This is a genomic window from Neptuniibacter sp. QD48_11, assembly GCF_047778095.1.
Lineage (GTDB): Bacteria > Pseudomonadota > Gammaproteobacteria > Pseudomonadales > Balneatricaceae > Neptuniibacter.
Map to the genome: position 1 here is coordinate 3,226,061 of NZ_CP180551.1, position 13,023 is coordinate 3,239,083.

The window sequence follows — 13,023 nt, forward strand, 5'->3', positions numbered from 1 at the left end:
AACACAGGAAAAGTAGTTAGCTTCATTTGTAGTATGTAAGCATTGTTTGTGAGAGGTTACATACCATGAACACGCTCGACCGTGTGGTTGAGATGTGCATTCGTTATAAAAGAATGACCCCTCTTTACCAACCCTAGTACATTGCTCTGCGCAGGAATCAAACATTAAGTTGTTAGGCCCTAAACCTTGGCAGCCAGCTATTAGAAAACTTGCTGTTAAAACTATCACTCTTTTAATTATCTTCATGAGCTCTATCCTTGATTAAGGGTTCTACATACCCCTCTGAACTGTTCAACTGTTTCTGTATTGGTATTTGTTCTTACGCCGTTGATGATGGTTAGCCCCCCTCCAGTGTCACCACTTGCTGTATCTATGAGGATAGATTCCACCATCTTTATATCTTTATCGTAGTTTATGAAGAATTGAGCTATGGAATAAGCACTCGGTTTCGCTTCAACGCTATATGATTTTTTGACGTGATCCCCTCTCCCTTGGCTTATAAATGTGAGCTTGCTGATGGACGAATCATATCTACTGACTGTTTTGGTTGCTGGATCAAAAACCACTATAAAGGAGTGATCTTGATAGTGAGGGTTTGTTGATTCAGGGGAAATCTTTTTAGTTCCTGAGCAGTGCAGACTGACCTCTTTTGCATAAATAACAGGAGTAAAAATTACAATTCCTAGGCATAGGGTGAAACAAATTAACTTTAAATAAGAGTTAAGCATTAGATCCCACCCGTAGGTGATTCAAGCAAACGGCTTATTCTGACGAAATCTATCGCGCTAAATGTTCGATTTGTTCCTGCATGTTTAATATTTACTTCAGAGAGCTTTCTAAAGGCTTTAATGATGAAGTTATGTCCCCTAGATGTGTACGGGGTAATAGTTTTGAGAGTATCTGAGGAACAGAATTCTAGAGCTCTGACTTTTGTACTATTTACGATAAGTGACGGGGATTCAACGCTTCGGTTATGAATTCGGCTTGAGCAGGTGTAGTCAATTTGATGAAGGTAGATATGTTTACCTGCATGGTTCTCTATAAGTTGAATGAAAGCTTCTTTTGTAGGAGACATGATTACTCCTCTATCATCGTGATCTGAAAGTTTGCTCCATCTTTCGATGAAACCAGATATACCAGCTATTTTTACTTCTGTTCGTTCGAGCTTCTGCTTGTTATCTAGCAGTTTTGCGATGGCTTCTCGAAGGTCTGTATAACCTCTGCTAGTAAATCTCCATCGATAGTTACCAAATTTCATGTTGACGGTTTTATTGTTCAGTAAGAGCTCTTCAACTAAATCCATAGGCTTGGATTTGTGAGAATTATGGTTGTATAGGCTCATATATTTTTCAGAACAAACCATGTCTATTGGGAACACTTTATTATTGATAAGTAGTTTTTGTTTTGACTGGATTCTAGTTTCAGATGCGAGATCTTTGTCACATTTAAAATTAGGCACCCTAACTGTGAAAGATGCGTATTTAGCATCTGTTCCTTGGAATGCTGCCCAGAGTAAAAAAGCAGACCTTTCTTCCGAAAATACGCGGATCGCGAAATTGGGATTTCCATAAAAGCCGGGAGCAAAATCCCACTCCTTAATATTTTGAGGTTGTGCTTGAACGAATGACGTATAAAAGATAGTGGTCAGTAGAAATAAAATGAGATGACTATAAATTAGCACTTTTGCTTTCCTTGCTGGCTTATCGTGATATGCGTATTTTTATGCAGTCAAGCTCAAGGTTAAATAAGCTTTGAATCTAAATCTACTACAACAAGTAGGTGTTTTGATGTTGCTTGTATATGGCCTATCTTCAGCTTCGTAAACATTAATCAAATAGATCTTTTGGATTCATGCTCTCTGGCAAGTTAACTAATAACCTGTAGTTGTAAGTGTAGGGAGTATAATAATTCAGCCCTTTGATGAGGGATTTTCCTTATTACAGATTTCATCTGCATTAACGACATATACCTGATAAGCTCTCGGACTAAGTACGTGGGTAATACCCCATCCAACGACGACAGAAGCAAGGTAAAGTATCAAGAAAGGTTGTGATGCTATAAAAGTAAAGATATCCCATAACTCGTACTGAAATCCTGCAAACCAAGATATAGGCTCTAACCAGAGGGAGCCAAATACGATAGCTACAAACCCTATTGCTGGGCTAAGTATTCCGTAATAGAAAATCCCTCTCATGACTAGCTCCTTGTCATAGCGGTTTTATCCGCTTAGTGTTGTTATATACAGACACAATCGCCATTACACTATTAGTTAACTCCAACGATATTCTCATTAAAGCAGTATTTAATACCTAATTGGTTATGTCTTTCTTCAAAAGCTCTACTTCCTTGGCTATCACTCTACGACACATCCATTGCAACCGTCTAAATAGTGATTTTTCTATATAATTGAGTCTATTCTTACCTCCGTGCACTATTTTTGAGCGAACATCATAGATTTTTTTAAAATCTTCTAACAGTTCATCCCTTTGCGATTGAGAATCCCCAATCAAATACGCACATCTATTCCTTAGCAGAGCACCAAGACCCATTTGATCAGATGTATCTTTATCACCTAGCAGTATTTCAATTACTACGGTTGTTTGAACAAATGACAGTAGTTCATTTTTACCTGTGTAGCTCTCGAATAGCCATCGAGAGGCGTTTAATAGTTTTTGATTTTGCTCTCTATGTTTATATACCGCATCGATATCTAGAAGGGTCTTATGTACCCAATGCTTCAGATCATTTTCATCTTCGAATACTCCATTTAGGTCGTGGAGGATAAGGTCATGAAATGTTTCTGATATCGCTGTATCCATTTCTTGCGTATTCTGAATAACCCAGCCTTCATCTAACTTTCGATGTATATAGAATTTGGCTTTTTGTGGGGTGGCACGGAATTTTGTTTCAACCTTAAATAACCTCAGAGCAATCCCTAGACCGCAAAATGACTTAAAGTCATCTCTGACATTCTCAGATGTTTCCGTATCTCCGTATAAGCCAACAAAGCCATCTTGTTTGAATTGAATACATAGATTGCTTTTACCCCATTCTGTTTTGGCGGGAGTGGGAATCAACAAGCTATTTGATCCGTTTATACGTTTGTCTCTTAATTCAATGCCTGATTCTAATGGGTATTTTCCTTCAAATACTTCGTCCGTTTGAACTATTGTTATGCTATCCCCTAGCGTTCTATTGGTGATAATTGGGAGGAGTGGTTCAGCAATTTCTTTGTGTAATTTCACCGTAAAGGTGTATGACCAAGGAAGTGAATCTAGGTCTTCTACAAGTTTATTGGCAACTTTATCGATCTCTTGGTAACCGTCTAGATCTGAAAGAGGAATTCCTTGAGAAAAGTGCTCATATTCTTGGTGTTCATATAAGTTTTGAGATAAATTTTCGTAAATAAAATCTATAACAGGGGTTTCACCAATAAACTGATCAAGTTTTTCTTTGATTTCCCCAGATGCTGGAATAGCTTTTTCAGCTTTAAATAGAGTTAGCATCGAACGTCTATCAATAAACTTTTGTTTATTTGTGAGTATCTGTGGGAGATGTTCCGTGAGAATGTCGGCAAGACGCTCTTTGAGTTTGTTGTGAATATTTAAAGGCATTATGTCCCCTTTACTCAAGATAATCTGATTAAAACCGATCTTTAAGGTTTATATGATGCCAAGCTTCTAAAAATTCATTGGTATGATCTTTGAATTTTCTCATATTCGTATCCTTACGAGAGGTGCCATCCTTCTTTTTACCAGCTAACCAACTCGCATGGCTTTCTCGTACATATTGAGCCACATATTCACTAGGAACAATATGAAAATTAGGACGTTTTCCGAGGTCATTCAAGGAAACGAACACGTAATAGTGGTTATCACTGCAATAGTGCTCGGCTTTAGAATTCAGCATCCATGTACTTCCACCATCACTGTTGGTTTTTACTTGGACACTTACAGAATTGTCTCCATCTGCGCTACTAGCGATGATATCTATACCACGACTGTTGCGCAGTGTGATCGATGCTATATAACCTCGAAGGGATAGCTCTCCTGCAACAAGATACTCCTCAGCCACACCGACTAATGTCGATTCAAGTTTAACTGCCATAAGGCTAACCTCTACTCCCCGTCCCTCATCAACTTATATAGATTGATCTTAGGTTTACTAGGTTGATACCCATCATCTCTCTTTGAATACTTTTCACTAAAGGTCTTAGGGCCGTTATCTTGGTATTTCGATTTATCGAACTTAGGAGAAGACTGCTTTCTTAATGCTTGCCCCCAACCATCCTCAAAAGCATGTTCTAGTTCACCTCTTCCCTTACATGGATTGATAAGTTGACCGTTATTACTGAAATAACTTTGATAACCAGCTTGATATGCTTCTTTTTCAGTAAGATTTTCAGGGAGACTGAGCATTCTGCATCTATAAGCTTTATTACCCTTAACCCAATCTCTACTGCGTTCACGGGTAAAGTTATAAGGAGGGGTGTAATTACCATCTTTAGCCGCATTCCATCCAGCAATAATGTCTGTATTAGGTGGGCAATTACATTGCTGTTCTATTTCCTTAAGTTCTTGATCAAGAGACATAGCGATTCCATGCTAACGAGGTAATAAAGATTCATCTCACTATAAACTAAATTGTCTCAACAATTGAATCTCTTCAGCCCAAATCGTTTCATCAATGGTTTCTAGTACTAAGGGAATCCCACGAAAACGATCATCGCGCATAATGAATTTAAAGACCTCTAGACCAATCTCTCCCTGACCTAGACTGTGATGACGATCCAAGCGTGAGTCTAAGCCACCTTTCGAGTCATTCAGGTGCATCCCTTTGAGATATTCAAAGCCGACGATATTGGCGAAATCTTCGAATACCTCAGCACAGCTCTCTTGAGTACGAATATCGTAGCCAGCCGCAAACATATGACAGGTGTCGATACACACACCTACACGGTTTTTATCTTCAACTTGATCGATAATGGCTGCTAACTGCTCAAAGCTAAAACCAAGATTACTTCCTTGACCTGCTGTGTTCTCAATTACTGCCACAACTGATTCAGTTTGTGCGATAGCCCAGTTAAGAGACTCAGCGATCCTAGCGATACACTCTTCCTCACTTATCTTTCGCAGATGGCTCCCCGGATGAAAGTTAAGATAAACTAAACCCAATTGCTCACATCGCTTCATTTCATCTAAGAAAGCATCACGAGACTTCTGCAACGCTTCCTCTTCAGGATGACCTAAATTTATCAGATAAGAATCATGAGGAAGGATCTGTTCAGGTTTAAAATTAAGAGCTGCACAGTTTTTCTTAAACGAGGCAATTGTTTTAGCATCTAACGGCTTAGAAACCCATCTGCGTTGATTCTTCGTAAACAGTGCGAATGCATTGGCTTCTAACTTCTTAGCGTTTAGAGGAGCGTTCTGCACTCCACCACTAGCACTGACATGAGCACCAACATAATAAGGAATTTGTGTCATCGGATAGGCAACTTAACTAGTAAATATAAAGAGGATTTATCGGCTTAGCCAAAACAACTAAATACGCTGATTTTTAGTAAAGAGAGCAAATGCATTCGCTTCAATTTCTTTAGCATTAAGCGGGGCGTTTTGCACACCTCCACTGGCGCTCACATGCGCACCAACGTAGTAAGGCAGTAGATCAGACATCAATTATTCACTTCAGTGTAGATAGGAAAGCAGCAATTTAGCTGCTTCCATTTAAGAATCAGAAAATAGAGACGGCAAAGATACTACTCAGGCAGCAGATGATCCACCAGCATTTGTACCGATCGTTTACCGCGGAACTCATTTACATCCAAACGATACACGGCTCTGACTTGAGTGATATCCTGATCCGGCCATAGTTCCATATCAGCGTTAAACTGAATCGCATCCACAGCTAAACCAGAAATCGGCTCCATCAACACCATTTTCAGATGCCTTTGACCAACCACTCGTTGCTGGATCAAGGTAAATTGACCATCAAACAGCGGTTCAGGGAACTGATGCCCCCAAGGACCGGCATCACGTAACAGCTCTGCTAACTCGATCGTCATATCTGCAGAGGTAAGCTCACCATCGGTTAACACCTCTTGCTGGAGGTCTGACTCACTTAATTGACGTCTAACTTCTTCATCAAAAGCGTTTTGAAACAGCTCTAGATCTGTAGCTTTGATAGTTAATCCAGCAGCCATGGCATGACCACCAAACTTACGCAAAAGCGATGGGTATCGCGCAGCAATCGCATCTAAACCATCTCGTACATGAAAACCTGGAATTGATCGTGCAGAGCCTTTTAACTCGCTTTCATCGCCTTGAGCAAAGACAATCACTGGGCGGTGCGTTCGATCTTTAATCCGAGAAGCCAGAATACCGATCACCCCTTGGTGCCACTCAGGCTCATACAGAGATAGGCCATAAGGAAGCTGCGCTGAGTCCAGTTGCAGCTTATCGAGCAGATCGAGCGCTTGTTGCTGCATCTCCTGCTCTATCCCCTTACGCTCCTGATTAAGATCATTCAGCGTAGCGGCTAACTCTTTGGCTTTCTGTTCCGATTCGGTCAGCAAACACTCGATGCCGATCGACATATCCTCCAGACGGCCAGCTGCATTTAAGCGTGGCGCAATAGCAAAGCCAAGATCAGATGAAGCCACTTTATGCTGCTGACGACCTGATAGCTCGATTAATGCCTTCAGACCCGGCCTGCAGCGCCCTGCTTTGATACGTTGTATACCTTGATGAACTAGCACACGGTTGTTTTGCTCTAAAGGCACAACATCCGCGACCGTTCCTAAAGCCACAAGGTCTAAGAGCGAACCTAAATTAGGGCTCGGCAGCCCATTTAAGTTAAACCAATCTTTTTGTTGTAGCGTTCGGCGCAGTGCAATCATCACATAAAAGATCACACCGACACCGCAGGTAGATTTAGCGGTAAAATGGCAATCAGGCTGATTTGGGTTAACGATGGCACAAGCTGCTGGAAGCTCTCTCCCTGCCAAATGGTGATCCGTAACGATGACATCTAAACCCGCAGCATTGGCCGCTGCAACGCCCTCGATACTCGAAATACCATTATCGACGGTTATCAACAGATCAGGGGATTGTTTGAGTGCTTCCGCTACAATCTCAGGGCTTAGGCCATAGCCATATTCAAAGCGGTTAGGCACCAGATAGCCTACCTCTGACACACCCATCATTCGTAGCGCTAAAACAGCAACCGAAGTACTGGTCGCACCATCACAGTCAAAATCACCAATAATTAAGATTTTTTCGCGGTGCTCTAATGCCCTAACTAAACGGTTAACCGCCCCATCAATACCTGCCAAGCCACTATCGGGCAAAAGCTCATTCAAGTTTCGCCCAAGCCCTTGCAAATCATGCACTCCACGTGATGCATAGATACGGGCTAAAACTGGATTTACCTGCTGAAACACAGGTACAGATGTATCGACCTGCGGTCTAGGTGAAATGTTTAACTGCTTCATTAGTTCTCTAATTCAATGGTGCTAACAGGTGCAGGGAACAAGACGTCTGTTTTCTCAGTGTAGTGGTATGCCAATAGCCCTATCCACTCCCTTACAGCAGTGTTAAAGCCATTCATATTCTTGTTCAGGCCGGGGTCAAAACGCATTGTACCGACGCGATAATCAACAGGGAAAGGGATTACATCAATCCCCGCTTTACGATACACGCCAACCGAACGCGCCATATGGAAGGCTGATGTCACTAATAGCCACTTACCTTCGACCTGACCCTCAGCATTCGCGATCAAATCCTTGGTATAGATGGCATTTTGAAAAGTATTTCGCGAATCCCGCTCGATCATTACACGCGATCCCATACCCTGTTGATGCAACCATTGTTCAGCCACATCTCCGCCTCTAAATTCAGGCGCTAGAATGGACCCAGAGCCGCCGGTAAAAACAACTTTGGCATCTGGATAACGCAGCATTAAGCCCGGTAACGCCATTAAACGGTCTGCAGCCTGATTAAACTCAGGCCATTGTGTATGGGAGGACATCTCCGCATTTTCACCACCTCCCAGCACAATAATCCCAGCGATAGGCTCTTTAATTTCGGATAATACAGGTTGTGGAAAGCGCTGTTCTAACGGTTCTAAAAGATAATTAGCCACTGGGTATACGCTAATTGTTAGCATGGCCAAAACAGAAGTCCAGACTAGAAAAACACCCAACGCCCTGCGCCATAAGAACAGGCCAAACAGCAGCATTAGCAGTAAAAGATGATCCGGTTGCGCGACAAACCATAAGATCTTTGAGAGAAGAAAAAACTGATCAGCCATGTCCATAGGCCCCTGTATTTTTATTTTTCTGTCAGACACAAAAAACCCGACGTTAACGTCGGGTTTTGAGAATATCACATCTGATTAATAGTTACTCAGTGTGTACATGACTCGCAACATACTGCTGGACAGTATTCAGATCATTATCTAACACTTCTAGCTTCTCTTCACGTTCGAACAGATCAGCCATATGCGCAGGCAGTTGCGGTGCATCCAAACCCGCTTTAACCACTGGCTCAGGGAATTTAACCGGATGTGCTGTTGATAGAGTAATCATTGGCACTGATTGATCACGGTTACATTCACGACCCGCTTTAACACCAATCGCTGTATGTGGGTCTAGAAGATATTCTGTCTCTTCGAATACCTGCTTGATCACATCACAAGTTGTCTCATCATCGACTGCATAGCTATCGAATAGTTCGCGAACTTTTTCCCAACGAGCGGGATCTAGTTCAACAGACTCTTTCGAGAAACGTGCCATTAGATCACTGATCTCTTCACCGTTACGACCGTATACATCAAACAGCATACGTTCGAAGTTAGAAGACACCATGATGTCCATAGATGGAGATAGCGTGTGAACCAACTCACCTTTAGACATGTCGTTACCGGAGATAACACGGTGCAGAATGTCATTTTTGTTAGTTGCAACAACTAGCTGCTTAACCGGCAAGCCCATCTGCTTCGCCAAGTAACCTGCGAAGATATCGCCAAAGTTACCTGTAGGTACAGAGAAGCTTACTTCACGGTGAGGACCACCCACAGCCAAAGAAGCAGAGAAGTAGTAAACGATCTGAGCCATGATACGCGCCCAGTTGATCGAGTTTACTGCACCCAGCTTCATGCCTTTCAGGAAGTCCTGATTAGCAAAGCTGTCTTTAACCATCTGTTGGCAATCATCAAAGTTACCTTCCAGCGCGATATTAAAGACATTGTCTTTAATGATCGTCGTCATCTGACGACGCTGAACTTCTGATACGCGGTTATGCGGATGCAGAATAAAGATATCTAGGTGCTTGCTGTGGCAGCAGCCTTCAATCGCAGCAGAACCTGTGTCACCGGAAGTTGCTCCCATGATCACTAAGTGTTCGCCACGTTTCTCCAGTGCATAGTCCATCAAACGGCCTAGCAACTGCAGTGCGAAGTCTTTAAACGCTAGTGTCGGGCCATGGAACAGTTCCAGAACCCACTCGTTAGTACCTAGCTCTTTCAACGGTGCTACAGCGATGTGATTGAAACCGGCATAGGTTTCATCAATCATCTTTTTAAGATCAGCATCGTCGATGCAATCATCAACGAATGGCTTAATTACATTGTAAGCAAGCTCGTTGTACGGCAAACCAGCCCAAGAAGCGATCTCTTCTTTGCTAAATGTTGGCAGTGTTTCTGGTACGTATAGACCACCATCACTTGCCAAACCAGCCAGCAAAACCTCTTCAAAGTTCATTGCCGGAGCCTGTCCCCGGGTAGAGATATATTTCACGGGGTTTACTCCTTAACTATCAAAGTGCTCAGCACGGATACGTGTAACCGAACCATTGATTTCATCTAATGCTTCGATCTGAGCGATTGCATCATTCACTTTCTGCTCAAGAACAGACTGAGTCAGGATGATAACTGGCACCTGATCTTCAGTAGTTTCTTTCTGGATAATCGCTTCGATATTGATATCTTGCGCACCTAGGATGCTAGAGATCTTAGCTAGCACACCTGGTTTCTCCTGTGCGTTCATGCGCAGGTAGTAAGCAGATTCTGTTTGCTCGATTGGCAGAATCGGCGCATCAGATAACTCAGTTGGCTGGAAAGCCAAGTGCGGTACACGGTTGTCACGATCAGCGGTTAGCGTACGGACAACATCAACGATATCAGCAACTACAGCAGAGGCTGTAGGTTCAGCACCCGCGCCTGCTCCGTAGTACATAGTTTGACCGACTGCATCGCCGTCAACTAGAACAGCATTCATCACGCCGTTTACGTTAGCGATTAGCGCTGACTCAGGGATCAGTGTTGGGTGAACACGCAGCTCAACACCATTGTCAGTGCGGCGAGTGATACCTAGATGCTTGATGCGGTAGCCTAGTTCTTCAGCATACTGCACGTCTTCACGTGTAATTTTGCTGATGCCTTCAGTGAATGCTTTTTCAAACTGTAGCGGTACACCAAACGCCAAAGACGCAAGAATGGTTAGTTTGTGAGCAGCATCGATACCTTCGACATCGAACGTTGGATCCGCTTCTGCGTAACCAAGCTCTTGTGCTTCTGCCAACACATCTTCAAATGCACGACCTTTGTCACGCATTTCAGTCATGATGAAGTTACCAGTACCGTTGATGATACCCGCCAACCAGTTGATCTTGTTTGCAGAAAGGCCTTCACGGATCGCTTTGATGATCGGAATACCACCCGCAACAGACGCTTCGAACGCAACCATTACGTTCTTCTTCTGAGCCGCTTCAAAGATCTCGTTACCGTGAACCGCAATCAGTGCTTTGTTTGCAGTTACAACGTGCTTACCGTGCTCAATTGCTGTCAAAACCAGCTCTTTAGCAACGTCATAGCCACCGATCAGTTCAACGACAACATCGATTTCTGGATTTTTAGCTACAGCAAAAATATCGTTGGTAATCTGAGTGCCTTTGGTATCGCAATCTGGGTTTGTGTCGCGAGCACCAACCTCTTCAACAATAATCTTGCGGCCTGCTCGACGAGCAATCTCTTCCGCATTGCGCTTCAGCACATTAAATGTGCCACCACCGACTGTACCTAGTCCGCAGATACCAACTTTAACCGGTTTCAAACCTGCACCTCGCATGCTGTTGAACTAAAAAAAACCGCGATAGCCTCTTTTTTTCAGGCAATTACCGCAATCTACAAAAAATAAGGCGGGTATTATAGCCAAAACAAGGCAATAGCTCTATCTCTGAGCCCATTATGACCCAACAAATAAAAAAGGAGGCCATATAGCCTCCATCTCAGTAACCGCAGTGGGTTATTTTTCAAGATCTAACAGGTTAACCAACTGCTGCGCTGGTGCATAACCTGGGTACAAACGACCATCTTCAAAAATAATTGCAGGCGTACCTGTCACACCAACAGACTGACCCAACTGCAGCTGATCTAATACAGGGTTATCACAAGTCTTAACTGCTGGGCGAATGCCTGATTTAGCTTGATCCATAGCTTGGCGACGGCCTTCAGCACCTTCAGCACACCAAATTGATACCATGCTTTTAAAAGTACCGGTACCTGTTCCATTACGAGGGTAAGCCAAGTAATTAACTTGAACGCCTTGCTCATTGAGAGCAGGAATCTCTGCATGCAGTTTACGGCAATATGGACAATCTACATCTGTAAAGATATTCACAGTCGCTTTTACTTCACCCTTAGGCTTATAAACAACTAACTTTTCTTCATCTAGATTAGCCATCTGAACTTTGCGCTGTGCACTTTTCTTACGTTCAGTCAGATCAACAAAGCCTTCTTTGTCGGTGAAGCGATAGAGCTTACCAATAAGAAAATATTCGCCCTTTTCATCAGCATACAAAACTTCACCACTGTTTAACTCGACCTCACGCAATCCAGTTAAAGGCGCATCGCCAATCTCTTTCACGACGATACGAGCATCTACTTTCTTAAGGTTCTGCTCAATAAGCCCTTCAGCTTCTGCCGCCATTACTGATGTCGCTACACACGCCCAAAGACAAGCAAACGTTTTAAATAAGTTTTTCATAAAATTTCCAAATCTAATAAAGCTCAGACTTATTCCGATACCAAGAAGAGACTCTCGATCTCACGAAAAGTTCCACAGTCTAGCAGATTAACCTCGAGGGTGATGCTGTTGATGTAAGGATTGCAGTCGCTGCTGTGCTACATGGGTATAGATCTGCGTGGTTGATAGATCACTGTGGCCCAACAACATCTGAACTACACGTAGATCAGCACCATGATTGATTAAATGAGTTGCAAAAGCGTGTCTCAAAACGTGTGGTGATAATGGTTTATCAATACCTGCGGTTAAGGCATGGCGTTTGACTCGATGCCAAAAAGTTTGCCGCGTCATCTGCTGACCACGTCTACTTGGAAACACTACATCACCAACCTCTTCACCCATTAAAAGAGGGCGTACTTGTGCATCGTAGCGCTTCACCCAACTAATAGCCTCATCACCTAAGGGCACAAGGCGCTCTTTACCGCCTTTACCCATGACGCGAATCACCCCCTGATTAAGATTCATTTCATGGACTTTCAGAGAGACCAATTCAGAAACACGCAATCCAGTTGCATATAGAACCTCCAGCATCGCGCGATCTCTAAACTGCACTGGATCATTTAGCTCTGGCGCCTCTAGCAAAGCTTCGACATCGGTCTCAGTTAAGGTTTTTGGCAGACTACGACCTTTTTTCGGGCTTTGAATTAATAGCACAGGGTCTTCCTCTATCTCCCCTTCTCGAAGGAGATATCGGTACAAGCCTCGCAAGCAGGATAACATTCTGGAAGTTGAGCTCGGCCTTAACCGTTCTTTTACTCGCCACCCAAGGTAAGCCTGTATATCGGCCTTTGTACAGGTAAGTAAACGAACTGCATTGGGACGTAGCCAAATGGCAAACTGAGTTAGATCACGTCGGTAAGACGCTAAGGTATTATCACTTAACCCCTTCTCCATCCAAATCGCATCTAGATAGGTATCAATTAACTGCGCATCCTTGGGAT

13 protein-coding genes are annotated in these 13,023 nt (G+C 43.1%); all 13 read right to left on the reverse strand.

Annotated elements, in window-relative coordinates; translation table 11 throughout:
- Positions 1 to 251: 251 nt before the first annotated feature.
- The 13 genes from ACMXYU_RS15075 to xerD all read right to left on the reverse strand — a co-directional run bounded on the left by ACMXYU_RS15075 (position 252) and on the right by xerD (position 12,976).
- Positions 252 to 728, reverse strand: a complete 477-nt coding sequence (locus tag ACMXYU_RS15075; RefSeq protein ID WP_415899334.1) for a hypothetical protein — start codon at positions 726 to 728, stop codon at positions 252 to 254.
- Positions 728 to 1,681: a hypothetical protein gene (locus ACMXYU_RS15080; protein ID WP_415899335.1), complete on the reverse strand. Its 954-nt coding sequence runs from the start codon at positions 1,679 to 1,681 to the stop codon at positions 728 to 730. Before ACMXYU_RS15080 ends, ACMXYU_RS15075 begins: the two co-directional genes overlap by 1 nt.
- A gap of 628 nt (positions 1,682 to 2,309) precedes the next feature.
- The gene (locus tag ACMXYU_RS15085) at positions 2,310 to 3,614 is read right to left on the reverse strand and encodes a hypothetical protein (protein ID WP_415899336.1); all 1,305 of its coding nucleotides are present in this window, start codon (positions 3,612 to 3,614) and stop codon (positions 2,310 to 2,312) included.
- 28 nt (positions 3,615 to 3,642) lie between these two features.
- A complete protein-coding gene (locus ACMXYU_RS15090; protein WP_415899337.1) occupies positions 3,643 to 4,107 on the reverse strand; it encodes a hypothetical protein in 465 nt (154 codons plus the stop codon).
- An 11-nt stretch (positions 4,108 to 4,118) separates the two neighbouring features.
- Positions 4,119 to 4,592 carry a hypothetical protein gene (locus ACMXYU_RS15095; protein WP_415899338.1) on the reverse strand — a complete coding sequence of 158 codons (474 nt, stop codon included), beginning with the start codon at positions 4,590 to 4,592 and terminating at the stop codon, positions 4,119 to 4,121.
- Positions 4,593 to 4,631: 39 nt separating this feature from the next.
- Entirely contained in the window at positions 4,632 to 5,486 is an 855-nt protein-coding gene (gene nfo / locus ACMXYU_RS15100; protein WP_415899339.1) for a deoxyribonuclease IV, read from the reverse strand.
- Between the two features lie 57 nt (positions 5,487 to 5,543).
- Positions 5,544 to 5,675, reverse strand: a complete 132-nt coding sequence (locus ACMXYU_RS15105; RefSeq protein ID WP_415899340.1) for a hypothetical protein — start codon at positions 5,673 to 5,675, stop codon at positions 5,544 to 5,546.
- Positions 5,676 to 5,758: 83 nt separating this feature from the next.
- On the reverse strand, positions 5,759 to 7,492 hold the full coding sequence (gene recJ / locus ACMXYU_RS15110; protein ID WP_415899341.1) for a single-stranded-DNA-specific exonuclease RecJ: 1,734 nt from the start codon (positions 7,490 to 7,492) through the stop codon (positions 5,759 to 5,761).
- Positions 7,492 to 8,310 (reverse strand): YdcF family protein, encoded by an 819-nt coding sequence (locus ACMXYU_RS15115; RefSeq protein WP_415899342.1) that lies wholly within the window; start codon positions 8,308 to 8,310, stop codon positions 7,492 to 7,494. Before ACMXYU_RS15115 ends, recJ begins: the two co-directional genes overlap by 1 nt.
- A gap of 91 nt (positions 8,311 to 8,401) precedes the next feature.
- Entirely contained in the window at positions 8,402 to 9,796 is a 1,395-nt protein-coding gene (gene thrC, locus ACMXYU_RS15120; protein WP_415882548.1) for a threonine synthase, read from the reverse strand.
- 12 nt (positions 9,797 to 9,808) lie between these two features.
- Complete coding sequence (locus ACMXYU_RS15125) at positions 9,809 to 11,110, reverse strand: homoserine dehydrogenase (RefSeq protein WP_415882549.1); 1,302 nt, start codon at positions 11,108 to 11,110, stop codon at positions 9,809 to 9,811.
- 192 nt (positions 11,111 to 11,302) lie between these two features.
- Positions 11,303 to 12,043 carry a DsbC family protein gene (locus tag ACMXYU_RS15130; RefSeq protein ID WP_415899343.1) on the reverse strand — a complete coding sequence of 247 codons (741 nt, stop codon included), beginning with the start codon at positions 12,041 to 12,043 and terminating at the stop codon, positions 11,303 to 11,305.
- Positions 12,044 to 12,130: 87 nt separating this feature from the next.
- The gene (gene xerD, locus ACMXYU_RS15135; protein ID WP_415901135.1) at positions 12,131 to 12,976 is read right to left on the reverse strand and encodes a site-specific tyrosine recombinase XerD; all 846 of its coding nucleotides are present in this window, start codon (positions 12,974 to 12,976) and stop codon (positions 12,131 to 12,133) included.
- Positions 12,977 to 13,023 lie beyond the last annotated feature (47 nt).